Raw genomic sequence first — 22,987 nt, forward strand, 5'->3', positions numbered from 1 at the left:
AACTAAAAAACTATCTGACCTTAACCTAAGGCCAGATAGTTCATCATTTTTATTTTTCAGCTGTAAGGGCAGCCATTGTGATGTAGTTGTATGGTTTGTTGAAGTGTGGCAAGAAGAAGAGGTCTGTCAATGCCAATTTATCAATTGTCACATGTTCTTGGATAGCAAGTGAGAACATGTGGATTCCCATGCTAATTGCAGAATCGTGTGAAACCATTTGTGCACCAAGAATTTCACGGCTATCTTTGTCAAAGACAATCTTGATGGCAACTTCATGGTTATCATGTTTCATAAATTCTGGTTTTTGAAGATCGTTAAAGCCTGTTTCAGTTGCATTGTAACCAGCAGCTTTAGCTTTTTCAAGAGTCAAACCAGTTGAAACCATGTGAAGTCCGTAAATTGAGATACCATTTGATCCTTGCACACCGATTCCTTCCAATTCATGTCCACAAGCGTTGTAGGCACCAACGATACCAGTACGAACTGCATTTGAAGCAAGGGCGATATAGCTTGTGTCTTTGCGAGCGTTGTCATAAACAGTCGCACAGTCACCAACGGCAAATACACCAGGAAGTGAAGTTTCTTGTTTCTTGTCTACAAGGAAGGCACCGTTACGGAAGAGTTCAATCTTACCATCAGCAAGGGCTGTATTTGGACGGAAACCAACTGCAAGAACAACCATATCCACGTCGAAAGTTTCTTTATCAGTAATCAAGCGTTCAACTTTACCGTCACCCTCGATTGCTTTAACAGTTTGACCAAGCGCCAAGCGGATGTTGTGGTCTTCCAAGTTCTTCGCCATCATTTGTGTGAAGTCTTTGTCATAGTAACCGTTCAAGACTGTATCAACAATATCAACAAGGACAACTTCTTTTCCAAGACGCTCAAAGGCTTCAGCAAGTTCAACACCGATGTAACCACCACCAACAACGGCGATACGGTCAAGGTGTTGACTCTTGTCAGCAAGTTTATTGATAACTTCTTCAGCGTTTTGGTACAATTTAACGAATTGTACATTTTCAAGAGTTGCTTTAAATTCGCGGTTGCCTTTAACAATTTCAACACCTTCGATTGGTGGCAAGATTGGTGTAGAACCTGTAGCGAAAATCAATTTCTCGTATGATTCTTTGTGTTCTTTTCCTTCAACTTCTGCTGTAACTACTTTGTTATCATAGTCGATTGAAAGAACTGGTGAGTTCATGTAAACCTTAGCACCTTTAGCTTCCAATTTTTCTTTATCAGAATAGAACAAGCCTTCAGCACCGTCAATTTGTTCACCAATCCAAAGAGCCATTCCACATCCTAGGAAAGAGATGTTAGAGTTTTGGTCAAATACAACGATTTCGTTCTCATTTCCAAAATTATCCAACATAGTATTAATACATGCTGTACCAGCGTGGTTAGCACCGACTACAACGATCTTACTCATAAAAAATTTCCTACCTTCATTCTAAATTTACCCTACTAGTATAACATTTACTGTTAGCGTTTACAAGAGTTTGGCTGATTTTTCCTATTTTTTTGTAAAAAATTGTAAATAATCTGTATCTTAACACGGATTCTTGCAATTTTTCTTCATTTCCTGAGCATATTTCTTGACATCTTTACAAATTTTATTTGTGAAAACGCTGACTTTATGGTATGCTAGTATCATGGAAAGAAAATGTAAGGGGTTCATTTTTCATAAATTTACTATATTTCAACCTTCTTTTCATAAGAGAAAGGAGTTGGTAGCTTGCCTCTTAGTTCACATTCTGAACGCCTAATGGGAACCACTATCACTATTTCATTAGTGGATGAGCGAGCCGATAGCTTGCTCCAGAAATCCTTTGATTTACTCAGAGAGCTAGAATACCGCTTCAACGCTAATAGCCAAGAATCTGAGTTGATGGAAATCAATCATCAAGCTGGAATAGCCCCCGTCAAGGTTCATCCAGACCTGTTTGAACTGATTTCACTTGGGTTAGAGCATAGCCTAGCGCCCTCTAGCCATCTCAACATCAGTATTGGTCCCTTAATTCAAACCTGGCGTATCGGTTTTTCAGATGCCAAGGTCGCCCAGCCTCAAGAAATTGAATCGGTGCTCCCTCTAATCAATCCTCATTATATCGAGTTAGATTCTTCTACTTCTACTGTATTCTTGAAGCAGAAAGGAATGAAGATTGATCTAGGTTGTCTAGCCAAAGGATATAGTGCAGATAAGGTTGCCCAATTTCTGAGAGCAGAGGGAGTGACTTCTGCCCTGATTAATCTGGGAGGGAATATCCTGACTATTGGAAAAAATCAGGCAAGAGGGAATCAACCTTGGCAAATCGGGATTCAAGACCCAGCCAATCCTAGGGGAAATCACTTAATGACCATCCCTGTTGTCAATCAATCTGTCGTGACTTCAGGCATTTATGAACGTCACCTGACAGTCGATGGAAAAGATTACCATCACATTTTTGACAGTCAGACAGGATATCCTGTTGAAACAGAACTCGCTAGTCTCACAATCATCTCTGATAAGTCAGTTGATGGTGAAATCTGGACAACTCGACTCTTTGGAGAAAGACCTGCTTCTATCCTCTGGCAAGTCGAAAGTTTGGAGGGAATCGAAGCGATTCTGATTGATAAGGAAGGTCACCTAAGCTGTTCTTCAGGAATCCCTACTCTATAGAGACAACTGTTTCAATGGAGTTTTAAAATCGTATTATGTAAAAAGAGAAAGGAAATCTCATGTTAAAACTTATTGCTATTGTTGGAACAAATTCAAAACGTTCTACAAACCGTCAATTGCTTCAATACATGCAAAAACACTTTGCTGACAAAGCTGAAATTGAACTTGTTGAAATCAAGGATATCCCTGTCTTTAACAAGCCAGCTGACAAGCAAGTACCTGCTGAAATTCTGGAAATTGCTGCTAAAATCGAAGAGGCAGATGGCGTTATTATCGGTACTCCTGAGTATGACCACTCTATCCCAGCTGTTTTGATGAGCGCTCTTGCTTGGTTGTCTTATGGTATTTACCCACTCTTGAACAAACCAATCATGATTACAGGTGCTTCTTACGGTACACTTGGTTCATCACGCGCCCAATTACAACTTCGCCAAATCTTAAACGCACCAGAAATCAAAGCAAGTGTCCTTCCTGATGAATTCTTGCTTTCACATTCTCTTCAAGCCTTTAATCCAAGTGGAGATCTAGTAGATCTTGATGTTATTAAAAAACTGGATGCCACTTTTGACGACTTCCGTATCTTTGTAAAAATTACAGAAAAATTGCGCAACGCACAAGCCCTACTTCGCAAAGATGCTGAAGACTTTGACTGGGAAAATTTGTAAGATAGGAGACCAAAAAGAATGAAATTTGTTGGACTTGTAGGATCAAACTACGATCAATCATATAACCGTAAACTCTTGGAATTCATCCGTCGTCACTTCAAACTCAAATTTGAATTAGAAGTTCTCGAAATTGACGAAGTTCCAATGTTTAACCAAGACGAAAAATGGGACGAAAGCTTCCAATTGCGTCTCTTGTATAACAGAATTACACGTGCTGATGGTGTCATCATTGCTACTCCTGAGCACAACCACACAATCTCAGCTTCTCTAAAATCTGTTCTTGAATGGCTTTCATACGAAGTTCATCCATTTGAAAACAAACCAGTCATGATTGTGGGAGCTTCTTACTACGACCAAGGTACTTCTCGTGCCCAAGTTCACCTTCGTAAGATTCTTGACGCTCCAGGTGTCAATGCCTATACGCTTCCAGGTAACGAATTCCTTCTTGGTAAAGCCAAAGAAGCTTTCGACGATGAGGGCAATATCACAAATGAAGGAACTATTAATTTCCTTGAAACATGCTTGGACAACTTTGTAAAATATGTGGGAGTCGTTTCAAAATTGAAAAAACCAAAACCAATTGCACCAGAAGATTTATATTGTACAAATTCAATTGCAACTACCATTCAAGGTGTTGATCCAGACGATCCTGAATGGGTAGAAAAAGCAGCTGAACTTGTTGGAGCTGTTTCTGGAGATACTTACGTTAAATTAGACCATGGTATCTTGACAGTTAACCAAATTGACATGTTCTTGAAGGCAATGCCATTTGAATTGACATTTGCAGATGATAATAATCAATTCTTGTACTTTAATAACGCACACCAAGATCCAAATACAATGTTTGGTAAACGTGTACGTGCTCAATCAGGAAACCGTTTAGGAACTGTACACGGTTCATTGCCAGATTCTAGAATGAAAAACGTTGAATGGGTTGTCGGCGTATTGCGTAACGGAGACCAAGAATATGTCCGTACAATTGTGCCAGGAACACCTGAAGGTGTTATTAATACCCATAATTACCAAGCAATGTACTATCCAGATGGTTCATATGCTGGAATTAATGAGATTATCTTTAATTTCCAACCATGGCTTGACTGGTACCTTAATACAACTGGTCAACGTCTAGTTGGTGGAAATGCTGCAGCTCCTGCTGGAGGACACGGTGGCGCAGATGCCACATCTGGAGCTTCTGATTCAGGTGATGCTGGAGGCCACGGTGGTGGCGCAGACGCTACATCTGGAGCAAGTAATTAATAATTTTAGGAACCGTTATGGTTCCTTTTTTAGTGACTCTTTATCAACTGTTCTTGGTGGTATGTCAATCCTTCTCTATGGAGTTATAGCCAGCAACGGTTTGAAAGTCTTGATTAAAGAACGTGTTGATTTTGGTCAAATGCGTAACCTCATCATCGCAAGTGCTATGTTAGTCCTTGGACTTGGAGGAGCTATCCTTAAACTTGGTCCAGTTACCCTTTTAGTTACTGCCCTATCAGCCATGACAGGAATCATCTTGAACTTAATCTTGCCATACGAAAATAAAGACTAATACTCTTCGAAAATCTCTTCAAACCACGTCAACGTCTCCTTGTATTATATATGTGACTGACTTCGTCAGTCTTATCTACAACCTCAAAGCAGTGCTTTGAGCAACCTACAGCTAGTTTCCTAGTTTGCTCTTTAATTTTCATTGAGTATAAGAGTCTAAACACATCAAAAAACGAGCATTTCCAATTACGGAAGTGCTCATTTTTCTTCTTTCTAAAAAAGGAAAGCCCTGCGGCCTTCCTTTGTCTTACTTACGTTTCTTCTTCGCTTTCTTCATTTTATTAGCCATGCGTTTCATGGACTGTTTCATAGCAAATTCACCGATTTTACCTTTGAGTCCGCCACCAAACATCTGGCTCATATCTGGCATTCCTGCTCCTCCGAGAGCTGACAAGTCAGGCATCCCACCTTGTCCCATCATTCCTTCCAGGGCAGACATATCCATTCCTCCCATATTTGGCATATTTTTAGGAAGGTTGTTTGGATTGATTCCCATTTGCTTCATCATTTTGTTCATATCCCCAGACATGACACCCTGCATGAGTTGTTTAGCCTGGTTAAAGTCCTTGATAAATTTATTGACTTCGACAAAGGTATTTCCAGAACCAGCAGCGATACGACGGCGACGGCTCGGATTTAACAAATCTGGATTTTCACGTTCTTCAGGTGTCATTGAAGACACAATAGCACGTTTGCGAGCAATCTGGCGCTCATCTACCTTCATGTTTTGAAGGGCTGGATTGTTGGCCATACCTGGAATCATCTTGAGCAAGTCTTCCATTGGCCCCATGTTCTGCACCTGATCCAACTGATCGATGAAATCATTAAAATCAAAAGTGTTTTCACGCATCTTCTCAGCCATTTCAAGGGCTTTTTGCTCATCGTATTCTTGAGAAGCTTTCTCAATCAGAGTAAGCATATCCCCCATACCAAGGATACGGCTAGACATGCGATCTGGGTGGAAGGTTTCAATGTCCGTAATCTTTTCACCTGTACCAGTGAACTTGATTGGTTTACCAGTAATGTGACGAACAGATAGGGCCGCACCACCACGAGTATCCCCATCAATCTTAGTAAGGATAACCCCAGTCACTTCTAACTGAGCATTAAACTCACGCGCAACATTGGCCGCTTCTTGACCAATCATGGCATCAACGACGAGCAGAATTTCATTTGGTTGAGCTAGTGCTTTCACGTCACGAAGCTCATTCATCAAAAGCTCATCAATCTGCAAACGACCTGCCGTATCAATCAAGACATAATCGTTGTGATTGGCTTGGGCTTGTTCCAAACCTTGACGTACAATCTCAACAGCTGGTACTTCTGTTCCAAGTGCAAAGACAGGCACATCAATCTGTTGACCCAGAGTTTTCAACTGGTCAATGGCCGCAGGACGGTAAATATCCGCCGCAATCATCAAAGGACGAGCATTTTCTTCTTTCTTAAGTTTGTTGGCCAATTTACCAGCAAAAGTTGTTTTACCAGCCCCCTGCAAACCAACCATCATGATGATTGTAGGAATCTTAGGTGACTTGATAATCTCAGCCGTATCAGAACCTAAAACAGCTGTCAGTTCCTCATCAACGATTTTAATAATCTGTTGCGCAGGATTAAGTGTATCAATGACCTCATGGCCGACTGCACGCTCACGAACTTTCTTGATAAAGTCCTTTACAACAGGCAAAGCAACATCGGCTTCAAGCAAGGCCAAACGAATTTCTTTGGTTGCCTCTTGAACATCAGATTCAGAGATTTTTCCTTTTTTACGTAGATTTTTAAAGACGTTCTGCAAACGTTCTGTTAAACTTTCAAATGCCATTTTTCTTCCTCTTATTCTCTATTATCAATGCTTGTTAAAATTTCTATCTGCTCCTGCAGAAAGCTATCCTTGGGATAGCGCTCCAAAATCTGGTCAAAAATTTGACTGCGGACAATGTAGTCCGAGTACATGTGCAATTTCATCTCATAATCTTCCAGAATCTTTTCTGTCCGCTTGATATTATCATAGACAGCCTGACGACTGACACCAAACTCCTCGGCAATCTCAGCAAGGCTGTAATCATCAGCGTAGTAAAGCTCTATATAATTCATTTGCTTATCTGTCAAAAGTGCCGCATAAAATTCAAAGAGCGCATTCATACGATTGGTTTTTTCGATTTCCATAACTTTTATTATACCAAAAATTAGCCTAATCTACCACATTAGCAGGCTAATCCTAGAAGATAGCTAGCTAAATTTGAAAAAGACAAGAGACTAGCCCCAAGTAATTTCCAATTGATAGCTGGCAAAGGGTTGTCCCTCTTGATTTTGTAGTTGATAATCTAGTTCAATCTTTTGCCCATCAACTTGATAATGGGTAGTTTGGATGATAAACTCCTGCATGCCCATAGGTGTAGGGATATAGGCTAAACTATCGCTATCCTTTAGAAAGCGCATAATGGTCTTGGGATTGGAAAATCGACTCATCACCAGTTCTTGACCATGAAATTTAATAACCACTTTTTCCTTTTCCTCATTATAAAAAAGCAGGTAGCTATAATCTCCTTTTTCATGCACTTCCACGTCATAAAGCTGGTCAATCACTTCCAACTGCTCATCAAACTGAATCGTATTTCGCATCCGAATCTTCATATCAGGTCCTCTTTCTTGTCTCTTGTCCTACTATTTTACCAAAAACTCTAGCTTTTTGCTATAATGGTCATATGAACGAAAAAGTATTCCGTGACCCAGTTCACAACTACATCCATGTCAATAATCAAATCATCTACGACTTGATTAATACAAAAGAATTTCAGCGTTTGCGTCGTATCAAACAACTGGGAACTTCCAGTTACACCTTCCACGGTGGAGAACACAGTCGCTTCTCTCACTGTCTAGGAGTCTATGAAATTGCACGACGTATCACGGAGATTTTTGAAGAGAAATATCCTGAGGAATGGAATCCTGCCGAGTCTCTCTTGACCATGACCGCTGCTCTCCTACATGACCTTGGTCATGGTGCCTACTCCCATACTTTTGAACATCTCTTTGATACAGACCATGAAGGCATTACTCAGGAGATTATCCAAAGTCCTGAAACGGAGATTCACCAAGTCCTGCTACAAGTGGCGCCAGATTTTCCAGAAAAGGTTGCCAGTGTTATTGATCATACCTATCCTAACAAGCAGGTTGTGCAACTCATTTCCAGTCAGATTGATGCAGACCGCATGGACTATCTCTTGCGCGACTCCTATTTTACAGGAGCATCCTATGGGGAATTTGACCTGACTCGCATCCTCCGAGTCATTCGTCCTGTCGAAAATGGTATCGCCTTTCAGCGCAATGGCATGCACGCCATCGAAGACTATGTCCTCAGTCGCTACCAGATGTATATGCAGGTCTATTTCCACCCAGCAACACGCGCCATGGAAGTTCTCCTACAGAATCTCCTCAAACGCGCCAAGGAACTCTATCCTGAAGAAAAAGATTTCTTTGCCCGAACTTCTCCACATCTCCTGCCTTTCTTTGAAAAAAATGTGACCTTGTCTGACTATCTAGCTCTGGATGATGGTGTGATGAATACCTACTTCCAGCTCTGGATGACCAGTCCTGACAAGATTCTCGCAGACTTGTCGCAACGCTTTGTCAACCGCAAGGTCTTTAAATCCATTACCTTTTCACATGAGGACCAAGATCAACTCGCCAGCATGAGAAAATTGGTTGAGGACATCGGCTTTGACCCCGACTACTACACTGCTATTCATAAGAACTTTGACCTCCCTTATGATATCTATCGGCCCGAATCTGAAAACCCAAGGACACAGATTGAGATTTTACAAAAGAATGGAGAACTGGCCGAACTCTCTAGCCTGTCTCCTATCGTCAAATCCCTTGCTGGCAGTCGACACGGAGATAATCGTTTCTATTTTCCAAAAGAAATGTTGGACCAAAACAGCATCTTCGCAAGTATCACCCAGCAATTTTTACACTTGATTGAGAACGATCATTTTACCCCAAATAAAAACTAGAAGAGGAAATTTATGAGTATTAAACTAATCGCCGTCGATATCGACGGAACCCTAGTCAACAGCCAAAAGGAAATCACTCCTGAAGTCTTTTCTGCCATCCAAGATGCCAAAGAAGCTGGTGTCAAAGTCGTCATTGCAACAGGCCGCCCTATCGCAGGTGTTGCCAAACTTCTGGACGACTTGCAGTTGAGAGACGAGGGTGACTATGTGGTGACCTTCAACGGTGCCCTTGTCCAAGAAACTGCTACAGGACATGAGATTATCAGCGAATCCTTGACTTATGAGGATTATCTGGATATGGAATTCCTCAGCCGCAAGCTCGGTGTCCACATGCATGCCATTACCAAGGACGGTATCTACACTGCCAATCGCAATATCGGAAAATACACAGTTCACGAATCAACCCTCGTCAGCATGCCTATCTTCTACCGTACACCTGAAGAAATGGCTGACAAGGAAATCGTCAAGTGTATGTTCATCGATGAGCCTGAGATTCTTGATGCTGCGATTGAAAAGATACCAGCCGAATTTTATGAGCGCTACTCCATCAACAAATCTGCTCCTTTCTACCTCGAACTCCTTAAAAAGAATGTGGACAAAGGTTCAGCCATCACTCACCTAGCTGAAAAACTCGGATTGACCAAAGATAAAACCATGGCTATCGGTGACGAAGAAAACGACCGTGCCATGCTGGAAGTCGTTGGTAACCCCGTTGTCATGGAAAACGGAAATCCAGAAATCAAAAAAATCGCCAAATACATCACCAAAACAAATGATGAATCCGGCGTTGCCCATGCTATCCGTACATGGGTACTGTAAAAGGGTATGAATAGACGAAAACCGCTCAGCTGAGCGGTTTTTGATGTCTAATTACTGCCCCCTGCAGGAATCGAACCTGCAACTACTCCTTAGGAGGGAGTTGTTATATCCATTGAACTAAGGGAGCTAGATAAAAACTCTGCTGAAAAAGCAGAGTTTTTTAGTCGAATTAACGACGGATTTCTTTGATACGAGCTGCTTTACCTTGAAGAGCACGCAAGTAGTACAATTTCGCACGACGTACTTTACCATAACGAACAACTTCGATTTTTTCAACACGTGGAGTGTGGATTGGGAAGATACGCTCAACACCTACACCGTTAGAGATTTTACGAACTGTGTAGTTTTCTGAGATGCCAGCACCTTTACGTGCGATAACAACACCTTCAAAAATCTGGATACGTTCACGGTTACCTTCGACAACTTTCGCGTGTACACGAACAGTGTCACCAGGACGGAATGATGGGATATCTGTACGAAGTTGACCTTCAGTCAAGCTTTGGATTAATGGATTCATTTTATTCTCCTATCTTTGTCAATCTTGAGGAATCTTCCTCAGCGGATAAACTGTATTTTTGTGCGTCCATTACACACAAGATACAGTTTACCAAATTTCCACAAAAAAGTAAAGAAATTTATAGCAGAATTCCTAAAAAAATCGCAACCAAACCACCTAGGTAGGTCAAAGTCAGGTAAGAATAAAAGACCTTATTATCACTTAGCAACCTTTGGAGTTCGTCATTCAAGGTCGAAAAAGTTGTCAAACCTCCACAAAATCCTGTTGCTAAAATAGCATAGACTTCCTTAGACTCCACATGATTGTAGAATAATCCAATCAAAAAACAACCTAAAAGATTGGCTATGAGCGTTCCGAGGGGCAATTTAGATGCTTGATTATAGCGGGAAAAGAAATAGCGCACTAAAGCTCCGAAACCACAAGCAATTGCAAGATAGACGATTACCATTTCTTCCTCCCTAGAAAATAAGCCAAGAGTAAACCTCCACCGATACTCAAAAGTAAATACATGACCAAACTAAGATACCGCCCTGTATCCAGTAGTTTCACAGCATCAAGCATGAGACTGGAAAAGGTTGTCAAACCACCACAAAAGCCCGTCCCCAGCGCTAAAACCAAGCCCTTACTGGTCCCCTTATAGACCAGATAGCCCTTGACAAGATAAACCAGGCAGAAAATGCCTAGATAGTTGACAAGAAGGGTTCCCAAAGGAAAATCTGGACTGGCTGGTAACCAAGTGGAAACCAAGTAGCGAACCAGTCCGCCCAACATAGCAGCTAGAAAAATCCCTAGCGCATAAAATTGTTCTTTTTTCATTTGATATTTTGATCCTGATAATCACGCGAACGTTTGAGTATGTCCGAAAAAGTCGCTACAATAGTCTCCTGATAGCGCTTGTCCTCTACACGACTCCTAACCTTTTCAAAGATAATTGCTTCTCTCTTGGTATCTAAAATCGGTTTCCCTGAAGCCTTCTTATAAGCAACAACCCCTTCAACTAAGTGCATTCGTGCTTCTAATAATTTGACAATTTGGTCATCTATTTGATCAATTTCTTGACGAATACTATCTAAATCCATACAGTCTCCTCCTTTATTTGAATTATTGTATCAAAAAGCCATCAAATAGGCTAGTAAAATCCCAACTCTCGATAAGAAAAATGCACTGATTGATTACATCAGCGCACTTTTGTGCTTATCCTACTTTAGCAGCCAATTCTTCTGCGAATTGTTCTAAGCGTTCAATATCTTCTTCTTCAGCAGAAAGATCAACTTTAACACACTCTGAACCTTTTTCTGCTCCTGTTGACACAAAGACACGATCAAAGTCATCTACAGCCTTACAGAATTCATCGTAGAAGGTATCTCCTGAACCAACCACTCCGTAGATTTTACCATTCAAGTTGAGATCTGCTAGGTCTTCGTAGAAGTCCATCATCTCATCTGGCAATTCACCATCACCATAAGTATAGGTCGCAACGATAGCGATGTCTGCTTCTAAGAAGTCTGAAGCGTCAACCGTTGTACATTCATCAACATCGACATCCAAGCCCAAGTCACGTAATTTGTCTGCTACAATATCTGCAATTTCTTCGGTATTACCGGTCATACTGGCAAATACAATTTTTGCTAATGCCATATCGTCCTCCTCAATTTATCTTTCTCCATTATATCACATCTTTTTCATTTTAAAAATAAAAATTCTTGTGCTACAATGAAATGAGAAAGAATTGAGGTTATTTATGGAAATTTGCCATCAAATTTTAGAAAAAATTAAAGAATACGACACGATTATCATTCACCGTCATATGAAACCAGATCCTGATGCCTTGGGAAGTCAAGTGGGATTGAAAGCTCTTCTCAAACATCATTTCCCTGAAAAAACCATCAAAGCCGTAGGTTATGATGAACCAACTCTAACTTGGATGGCTGAGATGGATCTTGTTGAAGATAGTGCCTACCAAGGCGCCCTTGTCATCGTCTGTGATACGGCCAATACTGCTCGTATCGATGATAAGCGCTATCGTCAAGGTGATTTTCTCATTAAGATTGACCACCATCCAAATGATGATGTATACGGTGACCTGTCTTGGGTCGATACTAGTTCAAGTAGCGCTAGCGAGATGATTACCCTATTTGCCCAAACAACCCAACTGGCCTTGTCAGATCGCGCTGCTGAGTTGCTCTTTGCAGGAATTATTGGTGATACAGGCCGCTTCCTTTATCCTTCTACGACTGCACGGACTCTTCGCCTGGCTGCTTATTTGAGAGAACAGAACTTTGACTTTGCGGCTCTCACTCGCAAAATGGACACTATGAGCTACAAAATCGCTAAACTGCAAGGCTACATCTACGACCATCTGGAAGTGGATGAAAATGGTGCAGCGCGCGTTATCCTGAGTCAAGAAGTCTTGAAACAATTCAATGTTACCGATGCTGAAACTGCCGCTATTGTCGGTGCACCTGGACGCATTGACAGTGTGAGCCTCTGGGGAATTTTTGTGGAGCAGGCTGATGGCCACTACCGAGTTCGCTTACGCAGTAAAATTCATCCTATCAATGAGATTTCCAAGGAACATGATGGCGGAGGCCACCCTCTAGCAAGTGGTGCCAATTCCTATAGCCTAGAGGAAAACGAAATCATCTACCAAAAGTTAAAAAACTTGCTTAAAAACTGATAAAACACTTGCCAAACTTTTCAGAATCTGATAGACTAGTATGGTAACAATCTATGGCTCGCAAAGAGACCATGGCAGAAAGGAAATATTGCAAAATGAAAAAAGATATCCATCCAGAATATCGCCCAGTTGTCTTCATGGACACAACTACTGGTTACCAATTCCTTAGCGGTTCAACAAAACGCTCTAACGAAACAGTTGAGTTCGAAGGCGAAACTTACCCATTGATCCGTGTGGAAATTTCATCAGACTCACACCCATTCTACACTGGACGTCAAAAGTTCACTCAAGCAGATGGACGCGTGGATCGTTTCAACAAAAAATACGGTCTCAAATAATGATAAAAAAGAACAGCTTCGGCTGTTCTTTTTTGTTTACTGCTGTTTTCATGTTCCAGACTCAAAAAACTTTGCACTCTCAATAACCAAACAATGGTTTCCAGAGTACAAAGTTTTTTCTTGCCTAAAAAGTATAAAAGATATATACTAGCTATATATAGTATAGATTGGAGATATACCATGACTACATCACTTACTAAGCAATACAATTTTAAAATCAATGAATCATCAATGGAACAAGCTAGAGCTATCATCAAGGAAAAAGGAATGACTATGACTGATGCTATTAGTCTTTTTATCGAGCAGATTGTTCTCGAACAGGATTTGCCAATAAAAACTGCAGAAGATTTACATCGTGAGCGATTGATTCAGGAACTACAAGCCCAATCGGAACGCGCCTTAAGAGAATACGAATCCGGACAAGGGACTTCCCTAGACGATATGAGGCTACGATATGGCTTATAAAGTGATTCTATCTACTGAAGTGAGTCAGGCAATTGACAGTATTCATGATTATATCACTACTGTTCTTTTATCACCTCAGTCTGCTAAAAATACTGTGGTTAAAATTTTAGACGGCTTAAAAAGTTTAGAAACCTTTCCTGAAGCTGGCTTTGATGCAGATGAAAAAATCGGACTTAAAATCAATAGTAAGTACCCCACACGAGGAAAAATTATCGGGCAGTATATCTTGCTTTACTTTATCGATCAAACTCAAAAAACTGTTTTTCTTTCCCACTTATTCCACACAAAAAGCGACTATGTTACCTTGCTACAAAGCAAAAATAACAAAAACTCAAAATCATCATTTTAATGTCCACTGCTCTTAATCATACTTTATATTCATAAAGAATACAATCTTCATTTTCATAAAAAACTCAAAAAAACTTTGCACTCTAGCTAGCCACACGATGGTTTCTAGAGAACAAAGTTTTTTTATTAGTGCAGATTTACTCTTCCTTATCTAGATTTTCAGTTCCTTTTGTTGTATTGTCTTCCCAAAGTATACGCTCGATACGATGGAAACCTGACCAACCTTTCTCGGTCTTGTTTTCGTCCATATAGTCTGCCAAACGGAAGTCAATCTTGACATCTGACTCACCAAAACTTTCGGCAATTGGTTCTGAACGCTCATAAGACATACGAATCAATGGATAGACCTTCTTGGCTTCTTCTAACTTACCTTCTTTCAACAGTTTGACAAAGCCTTCCGTATCTGTCAAAAGTTTATCAATTTGCTCTTGCACAAAAGTCTTATAGTCAGCAGTGGCCTTATCAAGCATTTTCTACTTGTCTTCAGACAAGGCTGTAACCTTAGATGAATCGGTTGTATCTGCTGATTTTTCAAACCCAACAGCACAAGCTTGTCAATAGCAAGACTGAAGATAAAAGGACAAAATCTAGTTTTTTCATTATTTACTCCTATCGGTTCAGGAAACCTGAATTAATTTTACGTCTCATTATACCACGTTTCCACTCATTTTTTAATAAATTTTCAGAAAATTTAATGTTGGGGGATTTATACTAACAATAGACTTTTAACCTCAAAATTGATAAAATAAGAAGGAAAATAAGATAAAAGGAAACTATAAATCACCATGATGAACATGCAAAACATGATGCGCCAAGCACAAAAACTTCAAAAACAAATGGAACAAAGCCAAGCTGAACTTGCAGCTATGCAATTTGTTGGCAAATCTGCTCAAGATCTTGTCCAAGCGACCTTAACTGGCGATAAGAAAGTTGTCAGCATTGACTTCAATCCAGCTGTCGTTGACCCAGAAGACCTCGAAACCCTTTCTGATATGACTGTTCAAGCCATCAACTCAGCTCTTGAACAAATCGATGAAACGACTAAGAAAAAATTAGGTGCTTTCGCAGGGAAATTGCCATTCTAATAAAAATCACAAAAACGCATAATGTAAGGTGCCAGAAGACCTCGATATTATGCGTTTTATTGTGTCAAGACTTACTTGATTTCTCCTCGAATCAAGTTTTGTCTCACCTTTATTATATTTTTTCAACTAAGTCTTTTATCATTCGATGTAGTTCTTCTATCTTTTAAGATTGTTTCTCTATTAATATTCTCTGACTAGATAATTCATCTTGGAGTTTAGCAAATTGTATCTGTTCATCTGGATTCTCCTTTACAAAAAAGTTCGTCAAGGCACTCGTTAACATTCCTATTGTTCCAATATCGACAAGCATTAATAAGACAGCTAACCATTTACCAAAAATTGAAGTAGGAATAATATCCCCATAACCCACTGTCGTTACAGTTACAATAGACCACCAAAGACTATCTGAGAAAGATTTTTCTTCAACAACGGATAAAATCGAACTCCCTAGCAATACAATAAAGAAATTGAGATAAAGAATATAAAGTAAGCCATTTGTTCGTAAGAGTTTGCTTACCTTCTTTTCCAGCTTGCCAGTTAATCCAACGATTCTTAAAAGACGAGTCAGCTTCAGTAATTTTGTCAGCCTTGCTAGGCGAAAGATACGTCCTAATCGAAACACTGTAAAAATAGCATTTAAAGGCAGGATAGCTAGCAGATCAAAGATATTTTCAATTATGAATCGCCATTTCTCTTTACTTAAAAAGAACCGCCAGCCATAATCTACCACAAAAACACCCCAAAGTAGTAAATCAATAATGTTGTACGGAGGATTGTCCAAATCGACCATCTCAGCAAATCCATGCAATACCAGAATAACAGAGATTAACGCAAGTATGATAATCGTTGTGTCATAGTAATCCTTAAATAACCATTTTCTTTTCACATTATTTCTCCTATGTCATTTTTTAATATTATACCACACCAAATCTCTACTAAAATATATGAAAAAAGGCACATTCGCCTTCTTTTTTATATATCTGTCAATGGTGTTGCGGTATCTGGTGAGGTATCATAAACCTTAAAGTCTATTCCGACTCCCAGATCAGCTTGTGCTAGCTGATTAACCATGGTCATGTGAGCCAGCTCCTTGATATTGTTTTCCTTAGACAAGTGACCAAGATAGATTTTCTTAGTGCGATTTCCTAGCGTCCGAATCATGGCTTCGGCACCATCTTCGTTAGAAAGGTGACCCAGATCCGATAGGATTCGTTGTTTGAGTCGCCAAGCGTAAGAACCTGCTCGCAAAATCTCTACATCATGATTAGACTCGATAAGATATCCATCTGCATTTTCGACAATCCCTGCCATACGGTCACTAACATAACCTGTATCAGTCAGCATGACAAAACTTTTATCATCTTTCATAAAGCGATAGAACTGTGGTGCGACCGCATCATGGCTAACACCAAAACTCTCAATGTCGATATCTCCAAAGGTTTTGGTTTTACCCATCTCAAAAATGTGCTTCTGAGATGAATCCACCTTGCCAAGATACTTGCTATTTTCCATAGCCTGCCAGGTCTTTTCATTGGCGTAAAGATCCATACCATACTTACGAGCCAAAACTCCCACTCCATGGATATGGTCTGAATGCTCATGCGTAATCAAGATGGCATCCAAGTCTTCTGGCTTGCGATTAATTTCAGCAAGTAGGCTAGTAATCTTTTTACCAGACAAGCCGGCATCCACTAAAAGTTTCTTTTTTGGGGTTTCCAGATAAAAGGAATTTCCACTGGAACCCGACGCTAAAATACTGTATTTAAAGCCTGTTTCACTCATTCTAGTCTTCTACTTCATCCTCCCATACTTCTTCTTTCACTGCATCCTTATCATAAGGGAGCACAATTGTGAAAGTTGATCCCTTACCGTATTCACTTTTGGCCCAAATAAAGCCCTTATGTTGTTTTATAATTTCTTTGGCAATAGATAGTCCCAGACCTGTTCCACCTTGGGCACGACTTCTAGCGCGATCCACACGATAAAAACGGTCAAAAATACGTGGTAAATCCTGCTTAGGAATACCCAAACCTTGGTCTGAGATGGATAAAATCATCTGATCATCAGTCGTCTTCATGGTCACTGTGATTTTTCCACCATCTGGCGAATACTTAATAGCATTGTTGAGAATATTATCAATCACCTGTGTCATCTTATCTGTATCAATCTCAATCCAAACTGAAGTAATGGGGTAATCTCTCACCAGTTCGTATTTCTTCTCTTCATCCTGCCCTCTTATCTGATCAAAACGGTTGAGGATAAAAGTAATAAAGGCAGTAAAGTTAATCAGTTCCACATCCAGATGACTGGTCTCATTATCAATCCGAGAGAGATGAAGGAGGTCAGTTACCATGCGCATCATACGATTGGTTTCGTCTAGAGATACCTTGATAAAGTCTGGTGCTACAGCTTCACACAAAGCCCCCTCATCCAAGGCTTCAAGATAAGATTTCACACTAGTTAGAGGAGTACGTAGCTCATGGCTAACATTGGAAACAAAGAGTCTCCGTTCGCGTTCCTCCTTTTCCTGCTCAGTCGTATCATGCAAAACAGCAACCAAACCCGAAATAAAGCCAGACTCTCGACGAATCAAGGCAAAGCGAACACGAAGGCTCAGATACTCACCATTAGCATCCTGAGAATCAATGATGAGCTCAGGAATTTGGGTAATCAAATCACGAAGTTCATACTCATCTTCAATCTTAAGCAATTCTAGGATACTCTTGTTAAGAACGTCTTCTTTCTGAACACCTAACTGTTTCTTAGCCATGTCATTAATCATAGTAATCTTGCCACGACGATTGGTCGCAAGGACGCCATCTGTCATGTAAGAGAGGATACTATGTAATCGTTTACTCTCTTGTTCTAGATTTTCTTGGGTTAAACGAATTACTTCTGATAAATCATTGAGATTATTAGTAATATTGGTAATTTCAGAGCTTCCCTGCATATCTAATACCTGAGAATAATCTCCTGCAATCAGGTCTTTTACCTTTTGATTGATTTGCTTCAATCGAATATTATCCCGACGATTTTCTAGCAAGAGCAAGGTCACTACTAAAATAAAGCCAAGTAAAATGAGGATAAAGATAAAATCACTGGTTAAAACTGTATCTTTAATTAGTTTAATCATTATTTCTCATATAATAACCAACACCGCGACGTGTTAGGATATACTCAGGACGACTTGGTGTGTCTTCAATCTTCTCACGCAAACGTCTGATCGTTACATCAACTGTTCGAACATCTCCGAAATAATCATACCCCCATACCGTTTCAAGCAAGTGTTCACGCGTAATTACTTGACCGATATGAGAAGCCAAGTGATACAAGAGTTCAAATTCGCGGTGGGTTAAGTCTAGTTCTTCACCGTATTTCTTCGCAACATAGGCATCTGGAACAATCTCCAAGTCCCCAATTTGCAAGGGTTGAGTTTTATTTTCATCTGATTCTTGATTATCTACAGAAGCCAAGTCCGTGCGACGAAGGAGAGCTTTAACACGCGCCTGCAACTCACGATTTGAGAAGGGTTTGGTTACATAGTCATCCGCTCCAAGCTCCAAACCGATAACCTTATCAAATTCGCTATCCTTAGCTGACAGCATGATAATAGGCACACTACTAGTCTTGCGAATAGTCTTCGCAACTTCTAAACCATCAATTTCTGGAAGCATCAAATCCAAAATAATAATATCTGGTTGCTCTGCTTCAAATTGTTCTAGCGCTTCACGACCGTTAAACGCAGTTACAACCTCGTAACCTTCCTTGGTCATATTAAACTTGATAATATCCGAGATTGGTTTTTCATCATCTACAATTAATATTTTTTTCATTTGTTCACCTTTTTCTCTACTATTATATCAAAAAAATAACAAGAAAACACAATAGCTAGTCTTTGCTACTGTCTAAGTTGGCTTGTGCATAAGCCTGCCAGATTTTTTGTTGGGGTTTGGCAAGTGGGTAATTCTTAAACTCTTCTGGTGAAAGCCAGCGAACTTCCCTATCTGAAAAATCATGGTAGTCACTCACCTGACCTGCTACAATCTGTACATTCCACTTTCGATGGCTAAAGACATGCTTGACAGTCTCAAAACAAACATCAAGCCAATCAACATCTAGGTCATAGTCCTGCTGGAAACTCTCTTCTGGACTGGGGCCAAAGTTTACACTTTCTTCTGCAACCTGATGAAAGAGGTCAAACTGCTCCTCTTGCGAAAAGTTATCAACTTCTATCAAGGGAAAATGCCAAAAACCTGCCAATAGCTTTTCACTTTCATTTTTTTCAAGTAAAAATTGTCCCTGAATATTTTTGACCACCAAGGCTTTAAGATAAATTGAGACAGGCTTTTTCTTAGGAGCCTTTATTGGATAACGGTCCATTGTGCCATTCTGATATGCCGCACTAAAGTCCTTCACTGGACTCTCTTCTGGCCTAGGATTAACTGGCGCCTCAATATCTGAACCCAAGTCCATCAAAGCTTGATTAAAGTCACCCGGACGCTCTGGATCAATCAAGATTTCCATCATTGCCTGAAAAATTTTGCGATTGCTAGGAATCCCAATATCGTGGTTGACTTCAAACAGACGGGCCAAAACCCGCATAACATTACCATCAACAGCTGGCTCAGGCAAGTTAAAAGCAATACTGGAAATGGCTCCTGCTGTGTAAGGGCCAATCCCTTTTAAACTAGAAATTCCTTCATAGGTATTTGGAAATTGACCACCAAAGTCAGTCATAATCTGCTGGGCTGCAGCCTGCATATTGCGTACTCGAGAATAATAACCCAAACCTTCCCAAGCCTTCAACAAACGCTCTTCAGGCGCATTCGCCAAACTTTCTACTGTTGGAAACCAGTCCAAGAAGCGTTCATAATATGGAATAACCGTATCCACCCTGGTCTGCTGGAGCATGATTTCAGACACCCAGATATGATAAGGATTTTTACTTCTACGCCACGGTAAATCTCTTTTGTTTTCATCATACCAAGCGAGAAGTTTCTCACGGAAAGAAGTAATCTTCTCCTCTGGCCACATGACAATACCGTATTCTTTCAAATCTAACATATCTCTAGTATAACACAGAAGGTTTCACCTGTCTTTTTATCTGATTTATAATATTTTCAATAGACAGTATATGACTTTTCTTTCTACTTAAATATTTTTAATATGACTTCAACTGAAAATCAATAAAATATCATAGAATGCGATTATCCATCTTCATGGTTTGATTTTGAGACAAATAATACTCAATGAAAATCAAAGAGAAAACTAGGAAGCTGGCCGCAGGTTGCTCAAAGCACTGCTTTGAGGTTGTAGATAAGACTGACGAAGTCAGTCACATATATAATCCAAGGTGAAGCTGACGTGGTTTGAAGAGATTTTAGAAGAGTATAAGCTAGAAATACAGTATTATTTAAAATAGTCGATCATCCTACGGATAAACAATAAAAACTCATCACTCTTAGAAAATAACGAAAATGCTGGTTGACATCATCCTAAAACAAGTGAAAAAATAGTATTTTGCCCCTTTTTTGCCCCCTATACACAAAAAAAGCCTACTGACCAAGCTAGAAAGCTTGATACAATAGGCTTTTTAAGGGCTAATTATTTAACAGCGTCTTTAAGAGCTTTACCAGCTTTGAATGCTGGAACTTTAGAAGCTGCAATTGTGATTTCTTTACCAGTTTGTGGGTTGCGACCTTTACGTGCAGCACGCTCACGAACTTCAAAGTTACCAAAACCGATCAATTGAACTTTTTCACCAGCTGCAAGGTAGTCAGCTACTGCTGAAAATACAGCTTCAACTGCTGCTGCTGAGTCTTTCTTAGTCAATTCTGTAGCTTCTGCTACTTTAGCGATCAAATCTTGTTTGTTTGCCATGTTAATGATTCCTCCAAATTAATTTCTAATTAACAAATATAATCATATCCTAAAATCCCTTATAGGTCAAGTTAAAAACGCTATTTATTCGCATTTTCTTTATTTTTTTAGGAATGGTAACGTACCAAAATAGCCCACGCATTCTCGCCTGTATGAGTCTGAATAATAGAACCCGTTTCTAAAACAGAAATTGGTTTTTCAACATAAGCTTGTAAACTTTCTTTCATCTCTTTTGCCCAGTCAGCATTACCTGAATATGAAATTCCAATCTCTGCTACAGAACGTTCAGAGAGAGATGTTGTCAACTCATCCAACCATTTTTTAAAGGTTTTAGCTCCACGACCTTTAACAATTGGCTGCAATTCATGGTCTTTCATTTGCATGACAACACGGATATTGAGAAGTGAGCTCAACAATCCAGTTACACGGCCAATTCGTCCACCTTTGACAAGATTTTCCAAAGTTGAAACGCCAATATAGAGCTCTGTGTGGTTTTTAACCTCTTCTACATGAGATAAGATTTCCTCCAACTCTTTGCCTTCTTGCGCTAATTTTGCAGCCTCAACAACTTGGAATTTCAAGGCTTGGTCAGTAAAGGAACTATCGATCACCGTCACGTCGGCAGTAGATAGGCTGGCACCTTGGCGTGCTGCTTCTACAGTCCCCGAAAGAGCATGGGACATATGAATAGCAAGAATCTGGCTACCATCTTTGCATAGGTCTTCAAAAACTTCAGCGAAGACACCTACAGGCGGTTGGCTTGTCTTAGGAAGATTCTTACTTGCTTGCATCAACTGAAGAAATTTACCTTCTTCTTTCAAATCCGCATCAGAATAAACAACATTATCAATCATTACAGATAATGGAACAATTGTAATATCTAATTGTTTTACTAGTTCTGGTTCAATAGTAACAGATGAATCGGTTACAATCTTAATTTTTGTCATAGTATCAATCTTTCTATTTTAGGATTCAGATTGGTTTTCTTACTTCTAATTATATCAAAAAAAGATTAAAAATCCTAATGGAGTCAATCAAATTTTCCGTAAAAATTTGATATAATCAACTTATAAGAAAAGAGGTGTCCTATGATTAAAAAAATTTACCCCATTTTTACCATTTTACTAGGTGCTGCTATTTATGCTTTTGGACTGACTTATTTTGTAGTTCCCCATCATCTCTTTGAAGGAGGGGCGACAGGTATTACCCTCATCACCTTTTATCTTTTTAAAATCCCTGTTTCCCTCATGAACCTGCTGATTAATATTCCCCTTTTCATCCTAGCTTGGAAAATATTTGGAGCAAAATCTCTCTATTCTAGTTTGCTTGGAACCTTAGCTTTGTCAGCTTGGTTGGCTTTTTTTGAGCGTATTCCCCTTCATATTGACCTTCAAGGTGATTTACTGATTACTGCACTTATAGCGGGAATTCTATTGGGAATTGGTCTTGGAATTATCTTTAATGCTGGAGGTACAACTGGTGGTACTGATATTCTAGCTCGTATTCTCAACAAATACACTCATATATCCATGGGAAAACTGCTCTTTATCTTAGATTTTTGTATTCTCATGCTCATTCTCCTAATCTTCAAGGACTTGAGATTGGTTTCCTACACGCTCTTATTTGATTTTATCGTTTCGCGTGTCATTGATTTGATTGGAGAAGGTGGCTATGCTGGTAAAGGATTTATGATTATTACAAAACGTCCTGACCAACTTGCTAAAGCGATTAATGATGACCTAGGAAGAGGCGTTACTTTTATTTCTGGTCAAGGCTACTATAGTAAAGAAAATTTGAAAATCATTTACTGTATTGTCGGTAGAAATGAGATTGTGAAAATGAAGGAAATGATTCATCGAATCGATCCTCAAGCCTTTATAACCATTACAGAAGCCCATGAAATCCTTGGAGAAGGATTCACCTTTGAAAAAGAATAAAAAGAGGTAGTGTAGTGACCTCAAAAGTTAGACTTATTCATC

At 39.7% G+C, this 22,987-nt stretch carries 27 protein-coding genes, 1 tRNA gene and 2 pseudogenes; 12 read left to right on the forward strand and 18 right to left on the reverse strand.

Features of this window, described 5'->3' with window-relative positions:
• Positions 1-49: 49 nt before the first annotated feature.
• On the reverse strand, positions 50-1,429 hold the full coding sequence (nox, locus tag HMPREF1048_RS09640; RefSeq protein WP_000036783.1) for a H2O-forming NADH oxidase: 1,380 nt from the start codon (positions 1,427-1,429) through the stop codon (positions 50-52).
• A 306-nt stretch (positions 1,430-1,735) separates the two neighbouring features.
• On the opposite strand from nox, the gene HMPREF1048_RS09645 reads away from it, so the two are divergent.
• The 4 genes and pseudogenes from HMPREF1048_RS09645 to HMPREF1048_RS09660 all read left to right on the forward strand — a co-directional run.
• The gene (locus tag HMPREF1048_RS09645; protein WP_001131402.1) at positions 1,736-2,659 is read left to right on the forward strand and encodes an FAD:protein FMN transferase; all 924 of its coding nucleotides are present in this window, start codon (positions 1,736-1,738) and stop codon (positions 2,657-2,659) included.
• 59 nt (positions 2,660-2,718) lie between these two features.
• Positions 2,719-3,324, forward strand: coding sequence for an NADPH-dependent FMN reductase (locus HMPREF1048_RS09650; RefSeq protein ID WP_000915939.1), 606 nt, complete (start codon positions 2,719-2,721; stop codon positions 3,322-3,324).
• Between the two features lie 18 nt (positions 3,325-3,342).
• On the forward strand, positions 3,343-4,581 hold the full coding sequence (locus HMPREF1048_RS09655; protein WP_000673652.1) for an NAD(P)H-dependent oxidoreductase: 1,239 nt from the start codon (positions 3,343-3,345) through the stop codon (positions 4,579-4,581).
• A 46-nt stretch (positions 4,582-4,627) separates the two neighbouring features.
• Positions 4,628-4,873, forward strand: a pseudogene (locus HMPREF1048_RS09660) (solute carrier family 23 protein); the annotation flags it as partial.
• Positions 4,874-5,119: 246 nt separating this feature from the next.
• Here HMPREF1048_RS09660 and ffh read toward each other — a convergent pair.
• The 3 genes from ffh to HMPREF1048_RS09675 form a co-directional block, all read right to left on the reverse strand.
• A complete protein-coding gene (gene ffh / locus HMPREF1048_RS09665) occupies positions 5,120-6,691 on the reverse strand; it encodes a signal recognition particle protein (protein WP_000863622.1) in 1,572 nt (523 codons plus the stop codon).
• Positions 6,692-6,702: 11 nt separating this feature from the next.
• Positions 6,703-7,035 carry a putative DNA-binding protein gene (locus tag HMPREF1048_RS09670; protein ID WP_000402073.1) on the reverse strand — a complete coding sequence of 111 codons (333 nt, stop codon included), beginning with the start codon at positions 7,033-7,035 and terminating at the stop codon, positions 6,703-6,705.
• Positions 7,036-7,125: 90 nt separating this feature from the next.
• Positions 7,126-7,503 carry a YwiB family protein gene (locus HMPREF1048_RS09675; protein WP_000702357.1) on the reverse strand — a complete coding sequence of 126 codons (378 nt, stop codon included), beginning with the start codon at positions 7,501-7,503 and terminating at the stop codon, positions 7,126-7,128.
• A gap of 71 nt (positions 7,504-7,574) precedes the next feature.
• Between HMPREF1048_RS09675 and HMPREF1048_RS09680 the strand changes: the two genes are divergently transcribed.
• Together HMPREF1048_RS09680 and yidA are read left to right on the forward strand one after the other, a co-directional pair.
• Positions 7,575-8,879: an HD domain-containing protein gene (locus HMPREF1048_RS09680; RefSeq protein ID WP_001003492.1), complete on the forward strand. Its 1,305-nt coding sequence runs from the start codon at positions 7,575-7,577 to the stop codon at positions 8,877-8,879.
• 12 nt (positions 8,880-8,891) lie between these two features.
• Positions 8,892-9,698, forward strand: a complete 807-nt coding sequence (yidA, locus tag HMPREF1048_RS09685; RefSeq protein WP_000023501.1) for a sugar-phosphatase — start codon at positions 8,892-8,894, stop codon at positions 9,696-9,698.
• A 55-nt stretch (positions 9,699-9,753) separates the two neighbouring features.
• On the opposite strand, the gene HMPREF1048_RS09690 is transcribed toward yidA, so the two are convergent.
• The 6 genes from HMPREF1048_RS09690 to HMPREF1048_RS09715 form a co-directional block, all read right to left on the reverse strand.
• A tRNA-Arg gene (locus tag HMPREF1048_RS09690) sits at positions 9,754-9,825 on the reverse strand.
• Positions 9,826-9,867: 42 nt separating this feature from the next.
• Positions 9,868-10,215 (reverse strand): 50S ribosomal protein L19, encoded by a 348-nt coding sequence (gene rplS, locus HMPREF1048_RS09695; protein WP_001068669.1) that lies wholly within the window; start codon positions 10,213-10,215, stop codon positions 9,868-9,870.
• 118 nt (positions 10,216-10,333) lie between these two features.
• A complete protein-coding gene (gene crcB, locus HMPREF1048_RS09700) occupies positions 10,334-10,663 on the reverse strand; it encodes a fluoride efflux transporter CrcB (RefSeq protein WP_000237392.1) in 330 nt (109 codons plus the stop codon).
• Positions 10,657-11,031 (reverse strand): fluoride efflux transporter CrcB, encoded by a 375-nt coding sequence (crcB, locus tag HMPREF1048_RS09705; protein WP_000712079.1) that lies wholly within the window; start codon positions 11,029-11,031, stop codon positions 10,657-10,659. Before crcB (HMPREF1048_RS09705) ends, crcB (HMPREF1048_RS09700) begins: the two co-directional genes overlap by 7 nt.
• Entirely contained in the window at positions 11,028-11,294 is a 267-nt protein-coding gene (locus HMPREF1048_RS09710; protein ID WP_000362489.1) for a chorismate mutase, read from the reverse strand. The genes crcB (HMPREF1048_RS09705) and HMPREF1048_RS09710 overlap by 4 nt, the downstream gene beginning before the upstream one ends.
• Positions 11,295-11,409: 115 nt before the next feature.
• The gene (locus HMPREF1048_RS09715) at positions 11,410-11,853 is read right to left on the reverse strand and encodes a flavodoxin (RefSeq protein WP_001162128.1); all 444 of its coding nucleotides are present in this window, start codon (positions 11,851-11,853) and stop codon (positions 11,410-11,412) included.
• A gap of 103 nt (positions 11,854-11,956) precedes the next feature.
• On the opposite strand from HMPREF1048_RS09715, the gene HMPREF1048_RS09720 reads away from it, so the two are divergent.
• The 4 genes from HMPREF1048_RS09720 to HMPREF1048_RS09735 all read left to right on the forward strand — a co-directional run bounded on the left by HMPREF1048_RS09720 (position 11,957) and on the right by HMPREF1048_RS09735 (position 14,044).
• Complete coding sequence (locus tag HMPREF1048_RS09720) at positions 11,957-12,892, forward strand: DHH family phosphoesterase (protein WP_000401756.1); 936 nt, start codon at positions 11,957-11,959, stop codon at positions 12,890-12,892.
• Positions 12,893-12,987: 95 nt separating this feature from the next.
• A complete protein-coding gene (locus tag HMPREF1048_RS09725; RefSeq protein ID WP_000710764.1) occupies positions 12,988-13,230 on the forward strand; it encodes a type B 50S ribosomal protein L31 in 243 nt (80 codons plus the stop codon).
• 180 nt (positions 13,231-13,410) lie between these two features.
• Entirely contained in the window at positions 13,411-13,695 is a 285-nt protein-coding gene (gene relB / locus HMPREF1048_RS09730; protein WP_000213594.1) for a type II toxin-antitoxin system RelB/ParD family antitoxin, read from the forward strand.
• Positions 13,685-14,044, forward strand: coding sequence for a type II toxin-antitoxin system RelE/ParE family toxin (locus tag HMPREF1048_RS09735; RefSeq protein WP_000323664.1), 360 nt, complete (start codon positions 13,685-13,687; stop codon positions 14,042-14,044). Before relB ends, HMPREF1048_RS09735 begins: the two co-directional genes overlap by 11 nt.
• Before the next feature lie 154 nt (positions 14,045-14,198).
• On the opposite strand, the pseudogene HMPREF1048_RS09740 reads toward HMPREF1048_RS09735, so the two are convergent.
• Positions 14,199-14,643 (reverse strand): annotated as a pseudogene (locus tag HMPREF1048_RS09740) (imelysin family protein); the annotation flags it as partial.
• 185 nt (positions 14,644-14,828) lie between these two features.
• Here HMPREF1048_RS09740 and HMPREF1048_RS09745 point away from each other — a divergent pair.
• Positions 14,829-15,128, forward strand: a complete 300-nt coding sequence (locus HMPREF1048_RS09745; protein ID WP_000981526.1) for a YbaB/EbfC family nucleoid-associated protein — start codon at positions 14,829-14,831, stop codon at positions 15,126-15,128.
• A 163-nt stretch (positions 15,129-15,291) separates the two neighbouring features.
• Here the strand turns inward: HMPREF1048_RS09745 and HMPREF1048_RS09750 are convergent, their stop codons facing one another.
• The 7 genes from HMPREF1048_RS09750 to HMPREF1048_RS09780 all read right to left on the reverse strand — a co-directional run bounded on the left by HMPREF1048_RS09750 (position 15,292) and on the right by HMPREF1048_RS09780 (position 21,955).
• A complete protein-coding gene (locus HMPREF1048_RS09750; RefSeq protein ID WP_000824591.1) occupies positions 15,292-16,014 on the reverse strand; it encodes a potassium channel family protein in 723 nt (240 codons plus the stop codon).
• Between the two features lie 86 nt (positions 16,015-16,100).
• Positions 16,101-16,910 (reverse strand): MBL fold metallo-hydrolase, encoded by an 810-nt coding sequence (locus HMPREF1048_RS09755; RefSeq protein WP_000004963.1) that lies wholly within the window; start codon positions 16,908-16,910, stop codon positions 16,101-16,103.
• 1 nt (position 16,911) lies between these two features.
• Entirely contained in the window at positions 16,912-18,261 is a 1,350-nt protein-coding gene (gene vicK / locus HMPREF1048_RS09760) for a cell wall metabolism sensor histidine kinase VicK (protein WP_000593403.1), read from the reverse strand.
• A complete protein-coding gene (gene yycF, locus HMPREF1048_RS09765; RefSeq protein ID WP_000722071.1) occupies positions 18,254-18,961 on the reverse strand; it encodes a response regulator YycF in 708 nt (235 codons plus the stop codon). The genes vicK and yycF overlap by 8 nt, the downstream gene beginning before the upstream one ends.
• 55 nt (positions 18,962-19,016) lie before the next feature.
• The gene (mutY, locus tag HMPREF1048_RS09770; RefSeq protein ID WP_000886141.1) at positions 19,017-20,192 is read right to left on the reverse strand and encodes an A/G-specific adenine glycosylase; all 1,176 of its coding nucleotides are present in this window, start codon (positions 20,190-20,192) and stop codon (positions 19,017-19,019) included.
• 540 nt (positions 20,193-20,732) lie between these two features.
• Positions 20,733-21,008 carry an HU family DNA-binding protein gene (locus tag HMPREF1048_RS09775; protein WP_001284642.1) on the reverse strand — a complete coding sequence of 92 codons (276 nt, stop codon included), beginning with the start codon at positions 21,006-21,008 and terminating at the stop codon, positions 20,733-20,735.
• Between the two features lie 107 nt (positions 21,009-21,115).
• A complete protein-coding gene (locus HMPREF1048_RS09780; protein ID WP_000161384.1) occupies positions 21,116-21,955 on the reverse strand; it encodes a DegV family protein in 840 nt (279 codons plus the stop codon).
• A 141-nt stretch (positions 21,956-22,096) separates the two neighbouring features.
• Here HMPREF1048_RS09780 and HMPREF1048_RS09785 point away from each other — a divergent pair, with 141 nt between their 5' ends.
• Complete coding sequence (locus HMPREF1048_RS09785; RefSeq protein WP_000592057.1) at positions 22,097-22,945, forward strand: YitT family protein; 849 nt, start codon at positions 22,097-22,099, stop codon at positions 22,943-22,945.
• The last annotated feature ends 42 nt before the right edge of the window (positions 22,946-22,987 follow it).

The organism is Streptococcus mitis SK575 (assembly GCF_000257865.1).
Taxonomy (GTDB): domain Bacteria; phylum Bacillota; class Bacilli; order Lactobacillales; family Streptococcaceae; genus Streptococcus; species Streptococcus mitis_CQ.